This window comes from Salmonella enterica subsp. arizonae, assembly GCF_008692845.1.
Taxonomy (GTDB): domain Bacteria; phylum Pseudomonadota; class Gammaproteobacteria; order Enterobacterales; family Enterobacteriaceae; genus Salmonella; species Salmonella arizonae.
Genome location: NZ_VXJW01000013.1, coordinates 42,240 through 67,029 on the forward strand (window position 1 = coordinate 42,240; position 24,790 = coordinate 67,029).

The 24,790-nt window shown below is 53.6% G+C and carries 21 protein-coding genes and 4 tRNA genes; 5 read left to right on the forward strand and 20 right to left on the reverse strand.

Features of this window, described 5'->3' with window-relative positions; translation table 11 throughout:
* Nucleotides 1–19 precede the first annotated feature (19 nt).
* Nucleotides 20–223, reverse strand: coding sequence for an LPS translocon maturation chaperone LptM (gene lptM, locus F4V61_RS19055; protein WP_000799904.1), 204 nt, complete (start codon nt 221–223; stop codon nt 20–22).
* 138 nt (nt 224–361) lie between these two features.
* On the opposite strand from lptM, the gene cyaY reads away from it, so the two are divergent.
* Entirely contained in the window at nt 362–682 is a 321-nt protein-coding gene (cyaY, locus tag F4V61_RS19060) for an iron donor protein CyaY (RefSeq protein WP_058115566.1), read from the forward strand.
* 95 nt (nt 683–777) lie between these two features.
* Here cyaY and cyaA read toward each other — a convergent pair whose 3' ends face one another.
* The gene (gene cyaA, locus F4V61_RS19065) at nt 778–3,324 is read right to left on the reverse strand and encodes a class I adenylate cyclase (protein WP_000281707.1); all 2,547 of its coding nucleotides are present in this window, start codon (nt 3,322–3,324) and stop codon (nt 778–780) included.
* Nucleotides 3,325–3,700: 376 nt separating this feature from the next.
* Between cyaA and hemC the strand changes: the two genes are divergently transcribed.
* Genes hemC through hemY form a run of 4 tightly spaced genes read left to right on the forward strand, consistent with a single transcriptional unit; the run spans nt 3,701 to nt 7,769 of the window.
* The gene (gene hemC, locus F4V61_RS19075) at nt 3,701–4,642 is read left to right on the forward strand and encodes a hydroxymethylbilane synthase (RefSeq protein WP_000886610.1); all 942 of its coding nucleotides are present in this window, start codon (nt 3,701–3,703) and stop codon (nt 4,640–4,642) included.
* Entirely contained in the window at nt 4,639–5,379 is a 741-nt protein-coding gene (hemD, locus tag F4V61_RS19080) for a uroporphyrinogen-III synthase (protein ID WP_000026032.1), read from the forward strand. The genes hemC and hemD overlap by 4 nt, the downstream gene beginning before the upstream one ends.
* Nucleotides 5,380–5,400: 21 nt before the next feature.
* Nucleotides 5,401–6,570, forward strand: coding sequence for a uroporphyrinogen-III C-methyltransferase (hemX, locus tag F4V61_RS19085; protein WP_038397324.1), 1,170 nt, complete (start codon nt 5,401–5,403; stop codon nt 6,568–6,570).
* A gap of 2 nt (nt 6,571–6,572) precedes the next feature.
* On the forward strand, nt 6,573–7,769 hold the full coding sequence (gene hemY / locus F4V61_RS19090) for a protoheme IX biogenesis protein HemY (protein WP_038397325.1): 1,197 nt from the start codon (nt 6,573–6,575) through the stop codon (nt 7,767–7,769).
* A gap of 581 nt (nt 7,770–8,350) precedes the next feature.
* Here the strand turns inward: hemY and F4V61_RS19095 are convergent.
* From F4V61_RS19095 to rho, 18 genes are all read right to left on the reverse strand, one after another.
* Nucleotides 8,351–8,427: transfer RNA gene (locus F4V61_RS19095), tRNA-Pro, on the reverse strand.
* 41 nt (nt 8,428–8,468) lie between these two features.
* Nucleotides 8,469–8,555: transfer RNA gene (locus F4V61_RS19100), tRNA-Leu, on the reverse strand.
* A 20-nt stretch (nt 8,556–8,575) separates the two neighbouring features.
* Nucleotides 8,576–8,651: transfer RNA gene (locus F4V61_RS19105), tRNA-His, on the reverse strand.
* Nucleotides 8,652–8,705: 54 nt separating this feature from the next.
* A tRNA-Arg gene (locus F4V61_RS19110) sits at nt 8,706–8,782 on the reverse strand.
* 102 nt (nt 8,783–8,884) lie between these two features.
* On the reverse strand, nt 8,885–10,270 hold the full coding sequence (gene thrP, locus F4V61_RS19115; RefSeq protein ID WP_038397326.1) for a bifunctional threonine/serine APC transporter ThrP: 1,386 nt from the start codon (nt 10,268–10,270) through the stop codon (nt 8,885–8,887).
* Nucleotides 10,271–10,476: 206 nt separating this feature from the next.
* On the reverse strand, nt 10,477–11,217 hold the full coding sequence (wecG, locus tag F4V61_RS19120; protein WP_000183611.1) for a lipopolysaccharide N-acetylmannosaminouronosyltransferase: 741 nt from the start codon (nt 11,215–11,217) through the stop codon (nt 10,477–10,479).
* Nucleotides 11,214–12,572 (reverse strand): ECA oligosaccharide polymerase, encoded by a 1,359-nt coding sequence (gene wzyE, locus F4V61_RS19125; RefSeq protein WP_038397327.1) that lies wholly within the window; start codon nt 12,570–12,572, stop codon nt 11,214–11,216. Before wzyE ends, wecG begins: the two co-directional genes overlap by 4 nt.
* Nucleotides 12,569–13,648 carry a TDP-N-acetylfucosamine:lipid II N-acetylfucosaminyltransferase gene (locus F4V61_RS19130; RefSeq protein WP_000217204.1) on the reverse strand — a complete coding sequence of 360 codons (1,080 nt, stop codon included), beginning with the start codon at nt 13,646–13,648 and terminating at the stop codon, nt 12,569–12,571. Before F4V61_RS19130 ends, wzyE begins: the two co-directional genes overlap by 4 nt.
* Nucleotides 13,645–14,895: a lipid III flippase WzxE gene (wzxE, locus tag F4V61_RS19135; RefSeq protein WP_000050281.1), complete on the reverse strand. Its 1,251-nt coding sequence runs from the start codon at nt 14,893–14,895 to the stop codon at nt 13,645–13,647. The genes F4V61_RS19130 and wzxE overlap by 4 nt, the downstream gene beginning before the upstream one ends.
* A 1-nt stretch (nt 14,896) precedes the next feature.
* Entirely contained in the window at nt 14,897–16,027 is a 1,131-nt protein-coding gene (gene rffA, locus F4V61_RS19140) for a dTDP-4-amino-4,6-dideoxygalactose transaminase (RefSeq protein ID WP_000612086.1), read from the reverse strand.
* Between the two features lie 4 nt (nt 16,028–16,031).
* Nucleotides 16,032–16,709: a dTDP-4-amino-4,6-dideoxy-D-galactose acyltransferase gene (gene rffC, locus F4V61_RS19145; RefSeq protein ID WP_058346017.1), complete on the reverse strand. Its 678-nt coding sequence runs from the start codon at nt 16,707–16,709 to the stop codon at nt 16,032–16,034.
* Nucleotides 16,687–17,568: a glucose-1-phosphate thymidylyltransferase RfbA gene (gene rfbA / locus F4V61_RS19150; RefSeq protein ID WP_038397330.1), complete on the reverse strand. Its 882-nt coding sequence runs from the start codon at nt 17,566–17,568 to the stop codon at nt 16,687–16,689. The genes rffC and rfbA overlap by 23 nt, the downstream gene beginning before the upstream one ends.
* Nucleotides 17,569–17,596: 28 nt before the next feature.
* Nucleotides 17,597–18,664: a dTDP-glucose 4,6-dehydratase gene (gene rffG, locus F4V61_RS19155; RefSeq protein WP_038397331.1), complete on the reverse strand. Its 1,068-nt coding sequence runs from the start codon at nt 18,662–18,664 to the stop codon at nt 17,597–17,599.
* Nucleotides 18,664–19,926 (reverse strand): UDP-N-acetyl-D-mannosamine dehydrogenase, encoded by a 1,263-nt coding sequence (wecC, locus tag F4V61_RS19160; protein WP_038397332.1) that lies wholly within the window; start codon nt 19,924–19,926, stop codon nt 18,664–18,666. Before wecC ends, rffG begins: the two co-directional genes overlap by 1 nt.
* Nucleotides 19,923–21,053, reverse strand: a complete 1,131-nt coding sequence (wecB, locus tag F4V61_RS19165; protein WP_038397333.1) for a non-hydrolyzing UDP-N-acetylglucosamine 2-epimerase — start codon at nt 21,051–21,053, stop codon at nt 19,923–19,925. Before wecB ends, wecC begins: the two co-directional genes overlap by 4 nt.
* A gap of 55 nt (nt 21,054–21,108) precedes the next feature.
* Entirely contained in the window at nt 21,109–22,155 is a 1,047-nt protein-coding gene (wzzE, locus tag F4V61_RS19170; RefSeq protein WP_038397334.1) for an ECA polysaccharide chain length modulation protein, read from the reverse strand.
* A gap of 11 nt (nt 22,156–22,166) precedes the next feature.
* Nucleotides 22,167–23,270 (reverse strand): UDP-N-acetylglucosamine--undecaprenyl-phosphate N-acetylglucosaminephosphotransferase, encoded by a 1,104-nt coding sequence (wecA, locus tag F4V61_RS19175; RefSeq protein ID WP_023247374.1) that lies wholly within the window; start codon nt 23,268–23,270, stop codon nt 22,167–22,169.
* A gap of 239 nt (nt 23,271–23,509) precedes the next feature.
* Nucleotides 23,510–24,769, reverse strand: a complete 1,260-nt coding sequence (gene rho / locus F4V61_RS19185; protein ID WP_001054532.1) for a transcription termination factor Rho — start codon at nt 24,767–24,769, stop codon at nt 23,510–23,512.
* Nucleotides 24,770–24,790: the final 21 nt, after the last annotated feature.

A 24,790-nucleotide genomic window follows, 5' to 3' on the forward strand; every position in this document is an offset into this window, starting at 1 on the left:
CGGGGACAGAAAATTATCCTCAGTAATTGACCTGGGATGGGCCATCTCCCGTTGCGCGATCGTTCTTATCGGGCAGCGTGGACTGCGTTTGTGAATCGACTTTTTTCGTCGGCGGCGGCGTATTTTTATCGGCTGGCGGGAAATAAAGCGGCCCTTTCAAACCGCAACCCGTCAGGCTGAACAGAGTCAGGAGTACAGCGAGTGTCTTAAACACGTTTTTCATTATGGATTGCCTGTAAGTTCATGCTTTCTGTTTTCTATCATCGCAGGAGAAGGCGTAAAAGCAAGAGTTTGGCGATAAACTGCAACGCCTTTTGTTCCAGGTTATACTGCCGACATCACGAAAAAACGGGAAACGACAATGAACGACAGTGAATTTCATCGCCTGGCTGACACCCTGTGGCTAACCATTGAAGAACGTCTCGATGACTGGGACGGCGACAGCGATATCGACTGCGAAATCAACGGCGGCGTGCTGACCCTCAGCTTTGAGAACGGTAGTAAGATCATTATCAACCGTCAGGAGCCGCTGCATCAGGTGTGGCTGGCGACTAAACAGGGCGGCTATCATTTCGATTTGAAAGGCGACGAGTGGATTTGCGACCGCAGCGGCGCAACCTTCTGGGATCTGCTGGAGCAGGCGGCGACACAGCAGGCGGGCGAGGCGGTGAGCTTCCGCTAAGTGCTTTATTGCCCGGTAGCGCTGCGCTTATCGGGCCTACCGGAGCCGAACGTAGACCGGATAAGACGCGCCAGCGTCGCCATCCGGCGCGCTAACTATAAGAAATATTGCTGCAATAGCGGCGCGTCATGATCCTGGTTTGCGGGCGGTACGGTGTTGATAGGCTGTGTACGGAATGGAATCACCTGCGCGCGGCCATCGGTTTTCACTATCTGGTAGAACTGCGGCAGGTTAAAGTTGATAAAGCTGGAGCCATACGTGAAGCGATCGTGCGATGACGAATAGAAGCGACTGACGTCGCGCACCAGTTCTTCCTTGCTACCTTCGCAATGGTGATACACTTCCGCCCGGTTACTTTCATCCAGAATATAAATATTAAAGCCTTTCTCATCGCCCGTTTCTTCAAAGAAGAACTGGATAATCCCTTCGCTGGCGAAGCCATCCACCACTGACGGCAATTTCACATGGTTGGTTTCCACCTGTACCGACAGCCCGTGCAGCTTGTTATGCGAAATAGCGCCGTAGAATTCGATAGCGTTCTCCAGCTTCTGCACCGAGACATTCAGGCGTTCGAAGAATAGGCCCCACGTCTGCCCGGAAACCCGCAGCGCCTTGAAGCGACCGGTCTCCTGACGGGTGCTGGAAAGACGTAGCTCAATACATTCGGAGACCAGTTGCTGGACGCGGGTGCGAATCAGGCCGCGAAGATGCTGACTGTAGCAGAACACCTCTACGCTATCCGGCGGCGCGGCATCCTGGTGCATTTTCCCCAGAATAGTTTTCAGCGCTTCGATCATCGCCTGCTCGCCGTTAAAGTGCAGAGTACGTACTTCATTCCACGAGTTGCGATACAACAAATCGATACTGCCTACCAGACAGTTTTGCTCTTCGCCAAAGCTGAAAACGTCCAGCTTACGGAAGTCAAAATGCACCACTTTATTGCGAAACGCCGCCGTCGGGTCATATTCGAGGTTAACGATAATCGCCAGATGGCGAATTTCACAGGGGCTGTAGAGCGCTTTCGGCGTTGGAGCCGGCAAACGCAGCGGGAAATGGTGCGAAACATCGGCGACCATCTCCTGTAGCTTAGGCAGGTCGACAATACCGTTGCCCTTAATAAACAGGTGCGTCCGTGACGTCAGCAGGCCATTAAACCATGCCCACGCGACCAGCTTATTAAGATAACGGTTATATTCCAGCGGCTGATGGCTGATGATGGAATCCATGTTCGGCGCGCGATTATAGAGATACCATCCTGAACGGTTGGCGCGCCCCGGCGGCACATGGATAAAGGTTAAATTCGGCTCGGACAGATCCGGCGATATCTGCGGGTTCACCAGCGTAACTTTACCCGGCAACGCTTCAAAGGCGGCGTACAGCTTACGCGTCAGTACGCCGATATCCTGCGGGCTGGCGCTAACGCTGAGGTTGTTGCGCCGCGCAAAGCGAATCAGATTACGGTAGCTCTGCATCATTGCGTCGAGCAATTCGTTGTGAGCTTCCCGCACCTGATCGATTTTCCAGTTCGCGCGATTATCGAGCATGGCCAGACGCGCGTCGCCCCATCCCCACTCGCTGACTAACTGGCTTAATACTTCCCGACGCCAGCCTACGCAGGCACGCTCGCGACTTAATTTCTCGCACACTTTCAGGTAGAAGCAGCGGCGGACTAAATCCAGCCGAGTCGGATCTTCAATCGCCGTCAGGTATTCAGTGACCCGTTCCAGCATCATGCAGTAGGGATCGAGTCCAAACGATACGATTTCACCGTCATGCAGACGTTGTTTAATATCTTTCGCCAGCAGTCGTGGGTTGGGGTATTCCCATGAGTAGGCTTCCAGCAGCAGTGTTTTCAGCACCGCTTTGTACGGCGAGTCAATACTTTTATACAGTTGCCACAGGCTGGCGCCAAAGTACTCTTCGGCGGAGAGCGAACTTAAGCCCCCCAAATCCAGCCATTCGTTTGGCGTTAATACACCCTGCGCGTAGAGCGTCATAACATAGTCGTCATAATGCTCTTCTTCGTCACACGGCACCATACTCCACAGTATACGCTTCCCGGCCAAGCGCACAGCGGTACGATAGAACTCATCAAGCAACAGGATATGCTGCGTAGAACCGCAGTCTTCCCCGCCCAGACTGCCGCTTTCATTATGACGGAAACGGTTTTCGTCGATCAGGAAGAAGCTCACCTCAACGCCAAGCGAGGCAGCCCAGCTTTCCAGCAAGCTACATTTACGTTGCAGCAACTGGCGCTCTTCGCCATCGAGCCAGGCCTGATGACACACCCAGATATCCAAATCAGACGAGCAGCTCTGCCCGACGGAAGAGGTGCTGCCCATAGTGTAAACGCCAGTAATCGGCAGTTCGCCCTTCGGCGGGTCCTCCGGCGTCATACCGCGGTATAACTCAAGTTCGTTCAGATAGTGGCGTTGGGTTTCATCAGGCTTGTAGAAGCAAATACCGCTGGGAACGTTACCATCAAGGTAACCCGGCATCAGTGGATGATGATAGTGCAATAATGTCGGCAGAAGACTGTAAACCTGCTGAAAAGCGGGCCCCATGGCAGCAAGCGCGCGATCCACGCGCAGTTGATTTATGGCATCCAGTCTCTGTTTCAGAGTCTCAATATAGAGGTACAAGACGTATCGCCTGATGTTGCTACCCGTCATGGTTCAGGTCAGTACCTCGCCGTCGCCATTCGGGATAAACCGTATGTCAAAAATAACCGTTGCCCTTTCTCGTCTGCATATTTTTATCTAATACCGACGAAAAAATGGTCTAAAACGTGATCAATTTAACACCTTGCTCATTGACCGTAAAGAAAGATGCGCTACATACAAGTGTAGCACCGTTCGCTGCGTGTAAATTCTTAAATACGGGCTGGCGGTTTCTCGTCATTATTCACTGCCATTGACGACACAACGCCTTATCCACTCACTCACGGTGACCGGAAAACTAACATCCTCTCTATAAGGATGTTAGGATGGTCAATGATTGATAATGACGGTAACAAGCATGTTAGACAATGTTTTAAAAATTGCCACACGCCAAAGTCCCCTTGCGCTTTGGCAGGCACATTATGTCAAAGACGCATTGATGGCAACCCATCCGGGACTGACGGTAGAACTGGTGCCGATGGTCACACGCGGCGATGTGATCCTCGATACTCCCCTGGCGAAAGTGGGCGGTAAGGGTCTGTTTGTTAAAGAGCTTGAAATCGCGCTGCTGGAAAAGCGCGCCGATATCGCCGTACACTCCATGAAAGACGTTCCGGTGGCCTTCCCGGACGGTCTCGGGCTGGTGACGATTTGCGAGCGCGAAGATCCGCGCGACGCGTTTGTCTCGAATCAATATCACAGTCTGGACGATCTGCCCGCGGGTAGTATCGTCGGGACGTCCAGTCTGCGTCGTCAGTGCCAACTGGCGGAGCGTCGGCCGGACCTCATTATCCGTTCGTTGCGCGGCAACGTTGGCACACGCCTCGGCAAACTGGACAACGGGGACTATGACGCCATTATCCTGGCCGTGGCCGGACTGAAACGCTTAGGCCTGGCGTCGCGCATTCGTACAGCCTTGCCGCCCGAAGTTTCGCTTCCTGCCGTAGGCCAGGGCGCGATCGGGATTGAGTGTCGTCTTGACGACGCGCGCACACACGCACTACTCGCGCCACTGAACCACCCGCAAACCGCGCTGCGCGTCACGGCGGAGCGCGCCATGAACACTCGCCTGGAAGGCGGCTGTCAGGTGCCGATCGGCAGCTATGCGGAAATCTTCAACGGCGAAATTTGGCTGCGGGCGCTGGTTGGCGCGCCGGACGGTTCGGTGATGGTGCGCGGCGAACGTCGTGGTTCTCCCGAGCAGGCGGAGCAAATGGGCATCTCGCTTGCGGAAGAACTGCTGGAAAACGGCGCGCGCGCGATTCTGACGGCAGTTTATAACGGCGAGGCGCCCGCATGAGTATTCTGGTCACCCGCCCCTCTCCCGCAGGGGAAGCATTAGTGAGCCGTCTGCGCGCACTGGGGCAGGTGGCCTGGAGTTTTCCGCTGATTGAATTTGTCGCCGGTCGCGAGCTGCCCACCCTGGCCGACCGCCTCTCGACGCTGACGGAAAACGATCTGGTGTTCGCCCTTTCACAGCACGCCGTCGCCTTCGCCCACGCCCAACTCCAGCAAGCGGGTCGGTACTGGCCTGCGTCGCCGCGCTATTTCGCGATCGGCCGCACCACGGCGCTCGCCCTTCATACCGTTAACGGGTTCGATATTCGTTATCCATTGGATCGGGAAATCAGCGAAGTCTTGCTACAATTACCTGAATTACAAAATATTGCGGGCAAACGCGCGCTGATTTTGCGTGGCAACGGTGGTCGCGAGCTGCTGGGCGAAACCCTGACAGCTCGCGGAGCCGAAGTCAGTTTTTGTGAATGTTATCAACGATGTGTAAAACATTACGATGGCGCGGAAGAGGCGATGCGCTGGCATGCTCGCGGCGTAACAACGCTTGTTGTCACCAGCGGCGAGATGTTGCAACAGCTCTGGTCGCTGATCCCCCAGTGGTATCGTGAGCACTGGTTACTACGCTGTCGGCTGTTGGTCGTCAGTGAGCGTCTGGCGTACCTCGCCCGGGAACTGGGCTGGCAGGATATTAAGGTCGCTGATAACGCCGACAACGATGCGCTGTTGCGCGCATTACAATAACTCTCATAATGGGATGCCATAATGACGGAACAAGAAAAATCCTCCGCCGTGGTTGATGAGACCAGGGAGACCGTGGAAACCACGCCACAGCCAGTGAATACCGAGAAAAAAAGTAAAAACGGCGCCGCGCTGGTATTAAGCGCGGTGGCAATCGCGATTGCCCTGGCGGCAGGTATTGGGCTTTATGGCTGGGGAAAACAGCAGGCGACTACGCAAACGGAAACCAGCGATGCGCTGGCGAATCAACTGACCGCCCTGCAAAAGGCCCAAGAGAGCCAAAAAGCGGAGCTGGAAGGGATTATTAAAAAACAAGCGATGCAGTTAGATGACGCGAATCGCCAACAGGCAACGATGGCGAAACAGCTTGATGAGCTACAACAGAAAGTCGCCACCATTTCCGGCAGCGACGCCAAAACCTGGCTGCTGGCGCAGGCTGATTTTCTGGTAAAACTCGCCGGACGCAAGCTGTGGAGCGATCAGGACGTCACTACCGCCGCTGCGCTGCTCAAAAGCGCTGACGCTAGCCTGGCGGACATGAACGACCCCAGCCTGATTACCGCCAGACGCGCGATTACTGACGATATCGCCAGCCTGTCATCCGTTGCACAGGTCGACTACGACGGCATTATTCTCAAACTCAATCAGCTCTCTAACCAAATCGATAACCTGCGTCTGGCGGATAACGATACCGATGATTCGCCGATGGATTCAGATAGCAGCGAACTGTCCAGTTCGCTAAGCGAATGGCGCGTTAACTTGCAAAAAAGCTGGCAGAACTTTATGGACAGCTTTATTACCATTCGCCGCCGCGATGATACCGCCGTACCGCTGCTGGCGCCGAACCAGGACGTCTATTTGCGCGAAAATATTCGCTCCCGCCTGTTAGTCGCCGCACAGGCCGTCCCACGCCATCAGGAAGAAACCTACCGCCAGGCGCTGGATAACGTTTCAACCTGGGTTCGCGCTTACTATGATACTGACGATGCCGCGACAAAAGCCTTCCTGGAGGAGGTTGATAAATTAAGCCAGCAAAATATCACCATGGATCTGCCGGAAACGCTGCAAAGCCAGGCGATACTTGAAAAATTGATGCAAACCCGCGTGCGTAATCTGCTGGCGCAACCGACAGCCTCTACGGAAGCGCCCGCCACGCAGACAGACGCTCCGGCAGCCGCGCCGCAAGGAGAATAATGATGCTAAAAGTATTATTGCTCTTTGTGTTGTTGCTCGCGGGTATCGTGGTCGGCCCGATGCTTGCCGGTCACCAGGGCTATGTGTTAATCCAGACCGATAACTACAACATTGAAACCAGCGTAACCGGGCTGGCGATCATTCTCATCGTCGCTATGGTGGTGTTATTCGCCATTGAATGGTTGCTACGCCGTCTGTTTCGTACCGGCGCGCACACCCGCGGTTGGTTTGCCGGACGGAAACGTCGTCGCGCCCGCAAGCAGACCGAACAGGCGCTGCTGAAGCTGGCGGAGGGCGACTATCAGCAGGTTGAAAAGCTGATGTCAAAAAATGCCGACCATGCGGAACAGCCGGTGGTGAACTATCTGCTGGCGGCAGAAGCGGCGCAGCAGCGCGGCGATGAAGCCCGTGCCAATCAGCACCTTGAGCGTGCGGCAGAGTTGGCGGGAAACGACACCATCCCGGTCGAGATCACGCGCGTGCGCTTACAGCTGGCGCGCAATGAAAATCATGCGGCGCGTCACGGCGTGGACAAACTGCTGGAGGTCACGCCGCGTCACCCGGAAGTCCTGCGTCTGGCGGAGCAGGCCTATATTCGCACCAGCGCATGGAGTTCTTTACTGGATATCATCCCGTCCATGGCGAAAGCGCACGTCGGCGATGAAGCACATCGCGCCATGCTCGAACAACAGGCGTGGATAGGACTAATGGATCAGGCGCGCGCCGAGCAGGGCAGCGAAGGATTACGCACCTGGTGGAAAAACCAAAGCCGTAAAACCCGCCATCAGGTGGCGCTTCAGGTCGCGATGGCCGAGCATCTGATCGAATGTGACGATCATGATATGGCGCAGCAGATTATCATCGACGGTCTGAAACGCCAGTATGACGATCGGCTGGTGCTGCCCATTCCTCGCCTCAGAACCAATAATCCGGAACAACTGGAGAAAGTGCTGCGCCAGCAAATCAAGACGGTAGGCGATCGCCCGCTGTTATGGAGCACGCTCGGCCAGTCGCTGATGAAACATGGTGAATGGCAGGAGGCGACCCTGGCTTTCCGCGCCGCGCTGAAACAACGCCCGGACGCGTATGATTATGCCTGGCTTGCCGATGCGCTTGATCGACTGCATCAACCGGAAGAGGCCGCCATCATGCGGCGCGACGGCCTGATGCTGACATTACAGAACAATCCCCCGCAGTAATTCCCTCTTGCCCGGTGGCGCTTCGCTTACCGGGCCTACCGCCTACACAAAATCATTCGGGATGCATAAAAAAACGCCTGCCCGGTTAAGGGGCAGGCGTCAAAACAGGTCTGTATGACAACATAAAGGGGTGCTTCACTCAACGTTGTGTCCAGGGTGTTTGATGAGGCGTAAGCGACATCTGTCAGTGGACGATAAGCACCGTAAACGGCTCTGCATCATTCCTGAGTTTATGAGGCCAAAAGGCGAGCATAAGAGATGGAATGAGCATCTACCCGTATATTATTGCACATAACGTGCCATCTTTGCACCGCTAAAAAACAGGCGCAGGCGTTAAAAAAACGTAGAGAATTCACGCGATTGTCATCTCCCCACCGCAGGCGAGCTTTTAGCGTGTCGCCCGATGGAGACAGAACAGAATATTTTTTATAAAGTGATTATAAATCAATGTATTATTCGTCACCAAATAGAGACAAATGAAGACAGGAGTATCGCCAATAGTCAACAATGACAACACGTGCGGGATAATTACTTGAAAAGGAACAGAAAACAAAAAACCCCGCCGAAGCGGGGTTCAAAATTGGTCGGCGAGAGAGGATTCGAACCTCCGACCCACTGGTCCCAAACCAGTTGCGCTACCAAGCTGCGCTACTCGCCGATATACTGCTTTTTGAGTTTTTAGTTCAACTCGTTGAGTCGTGGTGCGAGGGGGGGGACTTGAACCCCCACGTCCGTAAGGACACTAACACCTGAAGCTAGCGCGTCTACCAATTCCGCCACCTTCGCGTTTCACAACTCTCTATTAATGGGGTGGCTAATGGGATTCGAACCCACGACAACTGGAATCACAATCCAGGGCTCTACCAACTGAGCTATAGCCACCACTGAAACTTTTTACGCGGTATTAAACCACCGCAGCTCAAGCACCTAAATAAATGGTACGCCCGACAGGATTCGAACCTGAGACCTCTGCCTCCGGAGGGCAGCGCTCTATCCAGCTGAGCTACGGGCGCTTAGCGCCGTTGCGGGGGTGGATAATACGGACTTCATTCCCCGCTGTCCAGTGCCTTTTTAAATAAAATGCGCGTTTGGTTATGCTTTGCGCATTTTGTCGCTTATTCCCCCACCTTATGGGCGGTTCCGTGACGATTCAGGCAGAAAACTTTGTAGACCAGCGTCACGACCAGCAGAAAGATGACGCCGACAAACAGCGACATGCGAGTATCTTCATTAAAGTACATGCCGATTAAAACGCAAACCAGAAACGCCATCGTTAAATAGTTCGCCCACGGGAACATAATGGAACGAAAAGGATGATCCGCAATCGCTTCTTTATGCGCCTGGCGAAAACGCAACTGGCTAATCAGAATGACAAACCACGGCACCATCCCCGGCAGTACGCTGGCGCTATAAACGTAAACAAAAACGCGCTGCGGATTGGGGATGATGTAGTTCAGGCAGGAACCTACCAGCAAAATCAAAATAGAGAGCGCCACGCCCGCGACCGGGACGCCGTGGCGGGAGACTTTTGCAACTGCCGCCGGTAGTTGACGGTTTTTCGCCAGCGCGTAGAGCATACGCCCACAGCTATACATTCCGCTGTTACAGCCGGATAGCGCCGCCGTCAGCACGACAAAGTTGATAATGCCTGCCGCTGCGGTAATGCCGATTTTCGCGAAGGTGAGTACAAATGGGCTGCCGTTGCTGCCAATCTCATTCCACGGGAAAATGGTGACGATAACAAAAATCGCGCCCACATAAAAAATCAGAATACGCCACAACACGTTACCTACCGCGCTACGCAACGTCACCTGCGGATTCTTCGCCTCACCAGCGGTAATACCGATCAGCTCTACGCCCTGATAAGAGGCCACCACGATACATAACGCGGTCAGAAAGCCTTTCCAGCCGCCGGCAAAAAAGCCGCCATGCCCGGTCAGATTACCAAAGCCTATCGCCTGGCCACCATTGCCAAAACCGAAGAAAATCACCCCCAGGCCGATGATGATCATCACAATAATAGTGGTGACTTTGATCATCGCAAACCAGAATTCGATTTCGCCATACAGACGCACCGCCGCCAGGTTAGCCAACGCGACCAGTCCTACGGCAATCAGCGCTGGTATCCACTGCGCCATCTCTGGAAACCAGAACTGGACGTAGACCCCGATGGCAGTGATCTCCGAGATCCCGACAGCCATCCACATAAACCAGTACGACCAGGCAGTGAGATAGCCAAAAAAAGGACTCATATACCGGTGGGCGTACACAGCGAAGGAGCCAGTGACGGGTTCCAGAAAGAGCATCTCCCCCATTGAGCGCATGATGAAAAAGACGAACAATCCGGCGATAATATACGCCAGCAACACTGACGGGCCCGCCCATTTCAGCGTACTGGCGGCACCCATAAAGAGTCCGACGCCAATGGTGCCCCCAAGGGCAATCAATTCAATATGACGAGCTTCCAGCCCACGCTGTAGCTCCGTTTTTTTCTCTGCCATAAATCCTCATGTCGTGTTTGCAACGGTTCCGGTAGTACCGGTTATTGTTATGGGTACATCGATTGTTGCGAATATTTTCTTAAATTTGGACAAATGGCAAATGAACCATTAAAAAAATGCATTTATTGAGTAAGAAAGCATCGATTATGTTGTGAATGAGCAACGCCATAAGCACAATACGCTGCTCAAGTCATCAGAAGGGAAAATTAGAGGTCGTCGGTATAGTGCCAGCGAAGGTAGCGCAGCAGCCGCATCTGACGGGTAATACGACTCGGTTGGGAAAGCAGGCGATATAACCATTCCAGCCCCAGGTTCTGCCATATTTTCGGGGCGCGTTTGACGTGACCAGTAAACACATCATAGGTGCCGCCCACGCCCATATATAACGCATGGGGATGTACTTCCCGACAATCGTGCATCACGATTTCCTGTTTCGGCGATCCCATCGCGACGGTGACAATTTGCGCGCCGCTGGCATGGATACGCGCAAACAGCGCCTGGCTCTGCTCCGGCGTAAAGTAACCGTCCTGGCTACCCACAATATTGACGTTCCACTGCGCCCGCAGTTTTTCTTCCGTCTGCGCCAGCACCTCAGGCTTACCACCGATAAGAAATACCGGCGTGCCTTCTTTACCCGCGCGCGCCATTAGCGCTTCCCAGAGGTCGGCGCCAGCCACGCGGGAGACCTGCGCCTGCGGGAATTTTTTACGTATTGAGCGCACCACGCTGATGCCATCGGCATATTTAAATTCCGCCGCCGCTATCAACGCCCGAACGTCCGGATTATCTTCCGCCGTCAGCAGCTTTTCGGCGTTGATCGCCACCAGCGTACCTTGCTTCAGTTGGCCGTCGGCAAACAGATAATTCAGCGCATGTGGCATATCGCGCCAGCCAATCAGAGGTAATCCACGCAACGAGTAAAGCGGCGCCGCGGCATTATTGGTCATAGTTTTCTTTCCACCTGTGCCTGAGGGAGCGAAGTTGTACGTTTATGAATCAGCCCGGCGCTATCAAATAGCCAGAACAAAAGCTTAGCAACCAGCAGGCTGGCGCCGAAAACCACCAGGAAGAAAACCACTCGCGAGACAAACGAATCCAGCCCTTCTCGCGCCAGTACAATCATATTAAAGATGGCGCCAAAGCAGAAACTGTGCAGAATCGCTGCCTTATAACGATTGGGCTCCCGATTTCCCAGCTCATACAGCCAGTCGAACCATTTGATAATCAGCCCGACGACGATCGCGCCGAGCGGAATAAACAGCGCCCCGCCCATGACCACCAGCGATCCGATAAGCGTGGGCGATATCGCCAGGCCGGAATGGTTATTCAGCACTTCCCAGGTAAAATAATTTGCGGAATTCAGTACGATACTGGGTCGCCCCGGCCATAACCAAGTGGGAATAAAGACGTAGAAATCACGCACGATAGGGGCCAGCCCCTGAAAATCAATATTGTGGTAATTTTGCAACAACAGCGCCAGATTCTCCCACGGCGAAAAGGTATCGCGCGTCAGATAGAGAAACGTGTAGAACGCCTCATCGCCGCTCACATTTAACCCGTAGCGTTTGAGCGCCAGCCAGAACATACCGACAATCCCCAGCACGCCTGCCGCCGCCAGCATCCACAGACTGATCCAGCCACGAATAATGCCGATAAACAGGAAGATAGCAAACGCAATAATGATGTTGGCGCGCGTGCCGCCGACAATCATATAGGTCAACAGACCAAACGCGACGGTGCTCACCAGAAAGAACAGCCACGCTTTGCTGTCCTGGCGCAGGAAATAGACCACCAGCATCGCCGGAATGAAGAAATAGAAGAACCGTTTTAACGCCACACCGGAAACTTCGCTGGAAAAGATCTGGCTGTAGGAGTGCAGCCGGAACAGCAAAAAGCCGTTATGCATAAAGAAAATCCCGACGCTCACCAGCGCGATGCCCATCAGGATCACCCAGGTAAGGTGGGTTTCCACCCGGTTCATGGTAAATAGCGGCTTGCGTGGTACATCCACAACGCGTTTGCGTAAACGCGTTTTATAGGTCACGTAATACACGCCGTAGAAACAGGCCGCGGATAATAAAGCCTGCAATAAGATTTCCGGCGGCGCGACGCCGACATCGAAACGGAACACCAGCACGCTGGTTAACGGAAAACCAAAAAAGAAGGTCAATAAAAACAGCAACGAAAAGAAAACGTTGAAATTAAAACGCACGCGGCGGAATTCAAACCACGTCAGCGTGGCGATAAATAGCGTAGAGAGCAGCCAGACCACCAACAACCCGCTGAATTGCATCAAATTCATTCGGCTTCTCCTGCGGCGATTCTCAACGCATTATGCCACGGTTGCAGGTAATTGGGACTAAAGAAGGTGATGCCGCTTTTATCTACCGACGCGAGCTGACGCTGCGCCTCGCGCACGACCCGCTCACTAAGGTCGTCCGTCGTAAACAGGACAGGCAGATGCTGTTCCGCCATATCCTGCCAGAAAGGATTGTCGCGATTCAGTACGCACGGGATATTGGCCTGAATAAGCAGACACAACGTCCCAATCCCTTGTTGGCGGGCAAAAATAAAATAGCCGAGGTCACACTGACGAAGCAGCGCAAGATAGGCATCAAATTCCATTTTTTCGCTAAGAATTTGTAGATTTTCAGCGCTAAATAGCGCCAGCCCTTCCTGACGAACCTCATCGATATAGGCTTGGTTATTGGCAGGATAGCCCATCGGCACCACAACGTTCACCGTATCGCCAAACTGCTGATGTACCGCCCGCAACGCCGTAATGTGTTCATTACTGCGATCGCCGGAGTTACCCACCAGAATAGTCAATTTCCCTGCGCGTTGGCATTCTATTGCGAGTGAATTCAGGGAAGGATCCATGCGCGTCGGAAAATAAAGCAGCTCGCCGCGCACGCCCGGATGCTGGCGCGCAAAATAGCTGAGATCGCCGCGAGTCGCGAATACGCCCCCTACCCGTCCCTGCGCGATACGGCGAATCGGGTAGAAAAAGCGGAATTTCAGCCCGCTGGACGCTTCGTAGAGATCCGCTCCCCAGATATGCCAATAAAACTGGGCAGGCTTTATACCGCCGCTTAACAACGCCAGCCACAGGCTGGTATTGAACTGACCGTGAAAAAAGAAGCGTTGCCGACGATTGGCTTTCGCTTTGGCGATCACCGCCTGCGCCAGCGCTTTCTTACTGCCATAAAAGCGAAGCGAGAGCGCCGGGCAGCTTTCCGTGAAGCCGTTATCCTCGCCGGCAACCATAAATTCGCGCGCGTGCTCGTTTGTGGAGGCCAGCGTATCATTAAAAAACCGCAGCACGGTATGGTTATGGTGAGGGATATCCGATCCCAGGACGTGAATCAGTACAGTCATGCTCGCCTACGCCAGAGTAAAAATACGCCGCAACAAAGTGAAAAATAGACAATATAGGTGGCCATATAAGCCTGTGCCGCGCCCAGCGCGCCGTGAGCGGGAATCAGCCAGTGAGCGAACGCCGTTAATAGAATAAACTGGCTAATTTCAGCCAGAATGTAAAACCGTAACGAGGCTTTTGCAATCACCAGATAACCGAAAACATAGGCGCCGACTTTCAGCACGTCACCCACTAACTGCCAGGCAAACAGATCGCGCATCGCGGTGAATTTGGCGGAAAAAAGCAGCCAGATAGCAAAATCGCGCAGTAGCCAGACGGTAAAACTCGCTGCCGCTACCGCCGGTAGAACAAATTTCAGCGCTTTCACTACTTCACGCGTAATGTCCTGTTTTTCCGTCAGGCGTGAGAGCGTCGGTAACAGGTAAACGCTGAAGGAGGCGGTGATAAATTGCAAATAAGCGTCAGAAATACTGCTTACGCCCTGCCAAATCCCCACTTCATCCCAACTGTAATTCGCCTTCAGTTGGTTTCGCATCATCACATAGGCGACCGGCATCGTAACGGAGGTAATCAGCGCCATCAGGGTAAATTTACTGAGCTGTCCTGCCAGACCGTCATCCCAGGAGGGTTTAAGATAGCGTAGCGGAATAGCGCCGCGCTTAATCAGCATCATGCCCGCAGGCGCTACTACCAGCGCCGGCACCAGCGCCAGGCCAAACAGCGCGCCTTCGTAACCGCCCAGACGGTAGCAGAAGTAGTAAGCGACTACGCCGATCAGGCTGCCGAAGATTAACGATAAAGCATTACCCGACGCGTCACGAAAGCCCTTCATCAGCGCCAGCAGCAGGTTCGCCCACGCGATCCCCATTTGTACCAACGCGACCAGGCGCACCAACCCTTGATAGTGCGTGTGACCAAACAGTCCCTGGCTAATCGGCGCCGCCGCCAGCAGGAAAATCAGCGCCAGCAACGTAGAGAAACCCAATACCATCGCGGAGGAGGTTCCCACCACGGTACGTAACTGCGCCGGGTCATTATGATGCTGCGCGACAAGTTTGGTAACGCCGTTAAATATCCCGGCACCCGCCAATACGCCCAGCACGGTGATCATCTGGCGGAAGTTACCCGCCAGCCCAACGCCCGCCGGACCAAAAGAGACGGCCAGCAGTTTTACCACCAGCAGTCCGGCGCCAATTTTTACCAGCGTACTGACCGCCGTCCACAGGGATGCTTTAGCAAGCGACATATCAGGAGAAATAATTTAGTAAGGTAGCAATCACCGTTCGTTGATCGACGGGCGCAAGATTATAAAACAGCGGCAGGCGCAGCAAACGTTCGCTCTCTTTTGTGGTGTAGATATCGTCCCCGATAAACTTGCCGAATTTATCGCCTGCCGGACAATCATGCAGCGGAATGTAATGGAATACCGCCATAATTTCCGCCTCTTTCAGGAAATGAATCAGCGCGCTGCGATCGGCGATATCCCGCAGTTTGATGTAAAACATGTGGGCATTATGTCCGCAGTTTTCCGGAATAGAAGGCAACTTAATACACCCGGCGCGCGCCAGCGGCGTTAACGCATCATAGTAAGTCTGCCACAGCGACAGACGCTGTTGATTGATACGATCGGCGGCCTCCAGTTGCGCCCACAGGTAGGCAGCCTGCAGATCGGACATCAAATAGCTGGAGCCGATATCCCGCCAGGTGTATTTATCCACCTGACCACGGAAGAACTGGCTGCGGTTGGTACCTTTTTCGCGGATGATCTCCGCGCGCTCAATCAGCGCACGATCGTTAATTAGCGTCGCGCCGCCTTCACCGCCAGCGGTGTAATTTTTGGTTTCATGGAAGCTAAAACAACCAATATGACCGATAGTCCCTAAGGCGCGGCCTTTATACGTAGACATCACGCCTTGGGCGGCGTCCTCGATAACGAACAGATTATACTTCTCCGCCAGCGCCATGATGACATCCATTTCACAAGCGACGCCAGCGTAGTGTACCGGTACGATAGCGCGGGTCTTATTGGTGATCGCCGCCTCAATCAGCGTTTCATCAATATTCATCGTATCTGGACGAATATCGACAAACACGATTTTCGCGCCGCGCAGGACAAAAGCGTTAGCGGTGGAGACAAATGTAAAGCTCGGCATGATCACTTCATCGCCGGGCTGAATATCCAACAACAGGGCCGCCATCTCCAGCGACGCGGTGCAGGAAGGCGTCAGCAACACCTTCGCGCTGCCGAAATGTTGCTCCAGCCACTGCTGACAACGACGTGTAAATCCGCCGTCGCCGCACAGTTTACCGCTACTCATTGCAGACTGCATGTATTCGAGCTCGGTTCCCACCACCGGCGGCGCATTAAAAGGAATCATGTTGTCACCTGTATAACCAGTACGCAGTGCTTTCGATATTGGCACCGCTTTGTATATAACGTTTAAGCGCGGCGGTGTTGCCCAACTGGGTCGCCACCCGCAATGTTGCTTTGCCGCGACTCTGCGCCCAACAGATCGCCGCCTGCATAAGTTCCGCTCCCGCGCCGCGTCCGGCCAGCAGACCGATGCGCGCGTCGGTATCATTCAATTCTCGCAGCGAGACGTAGCCGCGGATAGCGCCTGTCTGCGTGCGAAGCACCAGACACTGGTGATCAAACGTGCCGCGTACCGCATTCTCAATCCACTGGGCGTAGAAACGGGCGCTGGCGTCGGGCGCGTACCACGGCGCGCGAAAACGGCTCAGCGCAAACGCCTCTCCGGCCAACTGACGCAAAGCAGGAATGTCCGTAAGGTGTGCAATTTCCGCGCCATGTTGATAGCTATGCCCTTTTACCGGCAATGCGAAATCCACCTCGCCTTCTACCAAAGAGAATCCCAGCGGTTGTAACGCCGACAGCCAGGCTGTGTTTTCAGCCGGTACTTTTACCTGCACGCGTTCCCACGCCTGCAGCGCTTCTGGCGTTAATTCGGGCGCAGAGGCATCAATACGCACAATGGCGCTATTCACGCCAAAGAAGGTATTTTCCCAGCATAAAGGTTCAATACTGGCGCGGACGGGCACGGAGCAACTCCAGCAAATATTGGCCATAACCGGTTTTTTCAAGCTGGTTGGCGGCACGTTTCAGACCGTCATCATCCAGCCAGCCGTTGCGCCAGGCGATCTCTTCCAGACAGGCAATTTTGAAGCCCTGGCGCTTTTCCACCGTCTGCACGAATGTGCTCGCCTCAATCAGGCTGTCGTGGGTGCCGGTATCCAGCCAGGCGAAGCCGCGACCCAGCAGTTCAACGGTCAGCTTCCCTTCCTCCAGATACATCTGATTGATGGAAGTGATCTCCAGCTCGCCACGCCCTGACGGCTTCACACGCTTCGCATACTCGACGACCTTGCTATCATAGAAATAGAGTCCGGTGACTGCCCAGTTAGATTTAGGCTGTTTCGGCTTCTCTTCCAGCGAGATCGCGCGAAAATCATCGTCAAACTCCACGACGCCAAAGCGTTCCGGGTCCATGACCTGATAACCAAATACCGTAGCGCCTTCGGTACGCGCCGCAACCTGACGGAGTTTGGGGCTAAATCCTTGGCCAAAAAAGATATTGTCGCCTAATACCAGGCATGAGGGTTCACCGTTGAGGAACGCTTCGCCAATGATAAAGGCTTGCGCCAGCCCGTCCGGACTGGGCTGCTCGGCATAGTGTAAATCGATACCTAACGCCGAGCCGTCGCCCAGCAAACGCTGAAAGTCGCGTTTATCCTCCGGCGTGGTGATGATCAGGATTTCACGAATGCCCGCCAGCATTAGCACCGATAACGGATAATAAATCATCGGCTTGTCGTAGACAGGCAGAAGCTGCTTTGATACGCCGCGCGTAATGGGATGCAACCGGGTGCCGGAGCCTCCCGCCAGAATGATGCCTTTCATTTCTCCTCCAGGAGTAAGTGCCTGCCTTTTAGCGTTTCAGACCTAAGCGCTCGCCCTGATAGCTGCCATCCTGCACGGGTTTCCACCAGGCCTCATTGGCGAGATACCACTGAACGGTTTTTCGCATCCCGCTTTCGAAGGTTTCCTGCGGCGTCCAGCCCAGCTCGCGGGCGATTTTCGACGCGTCGATGGCATAACGTAAGTCATGGCCGGGCCGATCGTCGACAAAGGTAATCAGATCGTGATAATTCGCCACGCCCTGCGGTTTTTGCGGGGCCAGTTCCTCCAGCAGAGAGCAAATCGTCCTGACCACGTCCAGATTTTTGCGTTCGTTATGTCCGCCGATATTATACGTCTCGCCCACCGCGCCGTTCGTCACTACGTGATACAACGCGCGGGCGTGATCTTCCACATACAGCCAGTCACGAATTTGCTGGCCGTTGCCATAGACCGGCAACGGTTTACCCGCCAGCGCATTCAGAATAATCAGCGGGATCAGTTTTTCCGGGAAATGGTATGGCCCGTAGTTATTAGAGCAATTGGTGACAAGCGTAGGCAAACCATAGGTACGTAACCAGGCGCGTACCAGATGGTCGCTGCTGGCTTTGGAGGCGGAGTAAGGGCTGCTTGGCGCATATGGCGTAGCTTCGGTGAAGAAATCGTCTGCGGAATGCAGGTCGCCATACACTTCATCGGTGGAGATATGGTGGAAGCGGAACGCCGCTTTAGCGTCCGCGTCAAGCGCGGACCAGTAAGCGCGAGCGGCCTCCAGTAAGGTGTAAGTACCAACGATGTTAGTTTCAATAAATGCCGCCGGACCGTCGATGGAACGGTCTACGTGACTTTCCGCCGCCAGATGCATCACGCTATCGGGCTGATACTGCTGGAAAATACGGTCCAGTGATGCCCGATCGCAGATATTTACTTTCTCAAAGGCGAAACGGTCACTTTGCGCCACCGGCGCCAGAGACATCAGGTTTCCGGCATAGGTGAGTTTATCCACCACCACCACCGCATCCGCCGTTTTATGGATGATATGCCGCACCACCGCAGATCCGATAAATCCTGCGCCGCCAGTCACCAGAATCCGTTTCATCAGCGCCAGACTCCTTTGGTATCCACTACATAACGCTGATGAACCGCATCGCCGGGAATCGCTTTAAATTCGTCGTGATCGACCAGCATCACCAGCACATCGGCGGCGGCCAGCGCCGCGTCCAGTTTCGCCAGCGTGCAAAGTCCGTCCAATTTTTTCGGCAACTGACGGATATTCGGTTCGACGACCAGGGTTTCGCCGCTGTGCCAGCGGGCGATACTTTGCGCGATCCCCATCGCCGGGCTTTCGCGCAGATCGTCGATATTCGGCTTAAAGGCCAGCCCAAAACAGGCGATTTTCACTTCGCTGGCGCGTTTATCGGTGGCCGCCAGGCAATCTGCGACCGCGGCTTTTACCTGATCGACCACCCAGTGCGGTTTGCCGTCGTTCACTTCACGCGCGGTGCGAATCAGTCTCGCCTGCTGCGGATTTTGCGCCACAATAAACCACGGATCGACCGCAATGCAGTGCCCGCCAACGCCTGGGCCCGGCTGCAAAATATTGACGCGCGGATGGCGGTTCGCCAGGCGGATCAATTCCCAGACGTTAATCCCCTGTTCGGCGCAAATCAGCGACAATTCATTCGCAAAGGCGATATTCACATCACGGAAGCTATTTTCCGTCAGCTTGCACATCTCTGCGGTGCGCGAGTTGGTGACAACGCATTCGCCCTCAAGGAAAATTTTGTACAGCGCGCTAGCGCGAGCCGAACATACTGGCGTCATACCGCCAATCACGCGGTCATTTTTAATGAGTTCCACCATCACCTGACCCGGCAGCACGCGCTCCGGACAATAGGCGATATTCACGTCAGCCTGCTCGCCCGCCTGCTGGGGAAAGGTCAGATCCGGGCGCATCCCGGCCAGCCAGCCAGCCATTTGCTCCGTTGCGCCGACCGGCGATGTTGATTCCAGAATCACCAGTGCCCCTTTTTTTAATACCGGCGCAATGGATTTCGCTGCGGCTTCCACATAGGCCATGTCAGGATCGTGATCGCCTTTGAATGGCGTCGGCACCGCAATCAAATACGCATCGGCCTCGACAGGCGTCGTTGTCGCACGCAGAAAACCACCGTCTACCGCCGTCTTCACCACGTTACCCAACGCCGGCTCCACGATGTGAATTTCACCGCGGTTTATGGTGTCCACCGCATGTTGGTTGATATCCACGCCGATAACCTGCTTCTGTCGGGAAGCAAAAGCGGCCGCGGTCGGTAATCCGATATACCCCAGTCCAATAACAGAAATGGTCGTAAAACTCATAACGATACCCGATAACTTTTTAACGCCTGTAAAATGCGCTTGCATGACTGCCCGTTGCCATAAGGATTATGGGCGCGGCTCATGGTTTGATATTCATTTTCGTCGTGCAGCAGACGCATGACTTCCGCCACAATGCGCCGGGAGTCCGTGCCGACCAGTCTTACCGTACCGGCGGTAATCGCTTCTGGACGCTCCGTGGTTTCACGCATGACCAGTACCGGTTTACCTAAAGACGGCGCTTCTTCCTGAATACCGCCGGAATCGGTCAGAATGAGCCAGGCGTGATTCATCAGCCAGACAAAAGGTAAATAATCCTGCGGCTCAATCAGTAATACGTTTTCAACGTGGCCGAGGATACGGTTGACAGGTTCGCTGACGTTAGGATTAAGATGCACTGGATAGACAATTTGCACATCCTGGTTGGCTGCGGCGATTTCCGCCAGCGCATGGCAGATATGCTCAAAGCCCTGGCCAAAGCTTTCGCGGCGATGACCGGTCACCAGAATCATCTTCTTATTCGCGTTGAGGAAAGGATACTGCTCGGCCAGTTCAGCCTGTAATGTATCGCTCGCCAGAACGCGATCGCGTACCCAGATCAGCGCGTCAATCACGGTATTGCCAGTGACAAAAATGCGCTCATCCGGAATGTTCTCCCGCAACAGATTCTGCCGCGAGTTTTCCGTCGGCGCAAAGTGGTACATCGCCAGATGTCCGGTCAGCGTGCGGTTTGCCTCTTCCGGCCAGGGGGAATAGAGATCGCCGGTTCGCAACCCGGCTTCTACGTGCCCTACCGGAATTCGTTGATAGAAAGCCGCCAGGCTGGTAGCAATCGTAGTGGTGGTATCGCCATGAACCAGCACCACATCAGGTTTAAAATCTGCCAGGATCGGCTTTAATCCCGCCAAAATTCGGCAGGTAATTTCCGTCAATCCCTGTCCCGGCTGCATAATATTGAGATCGTAATCAGGCACAATAGAAAAAAGAGTTAATACCTGATCAAGCATCTCCCGATGTTGCGCAGTAACGCATACTTTGGCCTCGAAATGAGGATCTTTTTCCAGCGCATGGACCAGAGGCGCCATCTTAATGGCCTCCGGTCGTGTACCAAATACAGTCAGTACTTTCACATCGATTCTCTTCGAATAGACAGCAGGGGCCCAGCCCCCTACTGCAGAGGTGCTGCTAAATCGAGCGGCGACGGGTTAAGGCAACGCCCGCACCGATTAGCGCCCCAACGATACCCCACATGATCATCAGGAAGGCACGGCGTGGGCTATCACGTTTTACCGGTTCCTCCGGCGTACGCAAATAACGATAGGTCTGAAAACGAGGGTCCAGCGTCGGTCCCACATTAAGCGTATTCAACATTGCCCGATTTTGAAAGTAGTCCAGATCGAACGCAGGACCAACCGCTTGCAGGTTTTCAAGACGTGCTTGCAACATAGGGCGACCGAGTAAAAAAAGCTCTGAGTCCGGTAATTCATCCGCCGGTACATCCGTCGCGCTACGAGAAATATTATGTTGTTCCGCAATTTTGAGCGCCTGCTCAATACTGTTTACACGACGCGAGTAGATCGCTTTCGCAACTTCCTCCTGCCGTTTGACCTGCGCTTTCATCTGCACGGTACGCGCAGCCCAGGCGCCTTTTAACTCATCATTCAAATGACTCGCCGCTCGCTGACTGGCGAACGCAACATACTGACGCAGCAGATTATTGGCGTCCGGCGCGGTTTCAGCAATCAGTTTCACATTGTCGTTGATAGCGCGTGTAAAATCGCCGGGCGTAAACTGAATATTATTGATCAGTTCATCAAGCATCGCCGCATCGGCTTTGCTATTACCGACCATTCGCTGCTTGTAATAGTCCGTCTGTAACCAGAAATCGCGACGCGTATCCCAGGAGGCAAGTTGCATAATGAACTCTTTATACGCTTCGTCCATTACTGAAGGCTTATCGGAAGAGGCGGGATCGGTCTTAATATCCAGGTTGCGCAGAAACTGTTGCTGGGAGTAATAGCCGCCCAACATATTGACGGTCGGGCGATCGGTGATCGCCGTCGCGCTCCACTCCTGACGAGCAAAAAAGGTATAGGCTAACGCGATAAGGGCAAATAGCAGGCCAATGCCGATAATCCAGAATTTTCCGGCCCATAAAGTACGAAACAACCCGCGAATATCCAGTTCATTTTCAGCGCTCACCGCGCGTGCTCCCGGTAATGGTTGTGTCATCGTATCCTCATTTACTTGGTTAAGTTTGGCCGGTTCTCACGGTGCCTGCGCAGGCGGCGTTTCACACGCTTAATAAATCTCGCCACCTTCCAGGCCCGCTTAATACAGTAGCCATAGAGGAAGAATGCTAGCAAAAAGAGCACCAACATAACCCACTCAGGAACAAAATGAGAATATTCTGCCGTTACGCCTACTCCCGCCAGAATGGCGGCAGCAAGCGTAATCAGTACAAACGCCTGACGAGAGGTAAATCCGGCGCGCATGATAAGATGGTGGATGTGCTGGCGATCGGGTGAGAAGGGGCTCATTCCTTTCCGCAGACGGCGATACATGATCGCCACCATATCCATCAGCGGGATAGCGATAATCCATAGCGCGGTAACCGGACTGATAGGGTGAGTTTTCCCTTGCGTCGTTTCCAGTAAGATCCAGATAACGGTAAAACCAATCAGAGTACTACCAGCATCGCCCATAAAGACTTTATAGCGCCGCCCCAAAATACCGAGATTAAGCATAATGTAAGGCAGAATCGCGGCGATCATGGCGAAACACCATATTGCCAGGCTGGTTTGACCGTCAAACCATAAAATCAGCCCCATCGCCGCGAATGAGACGCTGGATAACCCGCCCAGCAGGCCGTCAATACCATCAACCATATTGAAGGCGTTGATCGCCGCCCATACGGCAAATAGCGTAAGGAAATAACCGAAGGGACCGAGCACCATCTCCCAGGAGCCAAAGATATAACCGAGGCTGCTAAGATAGAGTTTACCGAATACCATCATAATGATACCGATCGCGGCCTGTATGGTCGCACGGATCTTTACGCTGATATCAAAACGGTCGTCCAGCGCACCGATAAGCACCAGTACGCCTGCACAAGAAAGATAAAGCGACGCATGAGGAATATAGTGATCAACAATTCCGAATGTGAAGCAAATCCCGGCGTAAACCGAAATCCCTCCAACCAACGGTATCAGTCCCTGGTGGCGTTTACGGAAGTTGGGTTTATCCACTAAACCGATTTTTTTTGCGACCTTACGCGCAAAAAACAGGAACAGTGTCGTGAATAAAAAAATACTGATGAGATCAGTACTCACGGTCAGTAAATTCACAATGCGTGCTCTCAGATAAAATTAATACCAGAAGTATAACCATGAAGACCTTTATTCAGAAGGAAAACCCAGCTCTGAATCAGGCAGAATTGTTTAAATATCAACCACACGATACCGATAACGAATGAATCGCAAAACTCCGACCCGGTTTATCGTCGTTTTGTAAATGTGTCGTTAAGATTACAGATATAAAACAAAAACGCCACGTAAAAACGTGGCGTTTTCAGGTAAAGACCAAGTTATGAGCGCTTCATCATCTCGAAGAAGTCGTCATTAGTTTTGGTCATCGCCAGTTTGTTAATGAGGAATTCCATTGCGTCGATTTCACCCATCGGATGGATGATTTTACGCAGTATCCACATTTTCTGCAGCTCTTCCTGGGTGGTAAGCAGCTCTTCTTTACGCGTACCGGAACGGTTGTAGTCGATAGCCGGGAAGACGCGTTTTTCTGCGATCTTACGTGAGAGATGCAGCTCCATGTTACCGGTGCCTTTAAACTCTTCGTAGATAACTTCGTCCATTTTAGAACCGGTATCGATCAGCGCCGTCGCGATGATGGTCAGGCTACCGCCCTCTTCCACGTTACGCGCCGCGCCGAAGAAACGTTTCGGACGATGCAGAGCGTTAGCGTCTACACCACCGGTCAGGACTTTACCGGAAGCTGGCACCACGGTGTTGTAGGCACGCGCCAGACGGGTGATGGAGTCGAGCAGGATGATAACGTCTTTTTTGTGTTCAACCAGACGTTTCGCTTTTTCAATAACCATTTCCGCCACCTGAACGTGGCGGGATGCCGGTTCGTCAAAGGTAGAAGCAACCACTTCGCCTTTCACCAGACGCTGCATCTCGGTTACTTCTTCCGGACGTTCGTCGATCAACAGTACCATTAGTACGCAGTCTGGGTGGTTATACGCGATGCTCTGCGCGATGTTCTGCAGCAGCATGGTTTTACCCGCTTTCGGCGGCGCGACAATCAGACCGCGCTGGCCGCGACCGATCGGCGAAGCCAGATCCAGAACGCGCGCCGTTAAGTCTTCGGTAGAACCGTTACCACGTTCCATACGCAGACGAGAGTTTGCGTGCAGCGGAGTTAAGTTCTCAAAGAGGATTTTATTACGGGCGTTTTCCGGTTTGTCGTAGTTAACTTCGTTAACTTTCAACAGCGCAAAATAGCGTTCACCTTCTTTCGGCGGGCGAATCTTACCAGAAATGGTATCACCAGTGCGGAGGTTGAAACGGCGGATTTGGCTGGGGGAAACGTAGATATCATCAGGACCGGCGAGGTAGGAGCTGTCTGCGGAACGGAGGAAACCAAATCCATCCTGCAATATCTCCAGCACACCGTCGCCAAAGATATCTTCGCCACTCTTTGCGTGCTGCTTCAGGATGGCAAAAATAATGTCCTGCTTGCGCATACGGGCCAGGTTTTCCAGCCCCATACTTTCGCCGAGAGTGATCAGCTCAGAAACCGGCGTATTCTTTAATTCGGTAAGATTCATAATGGTGTGAGTTCTTAAACT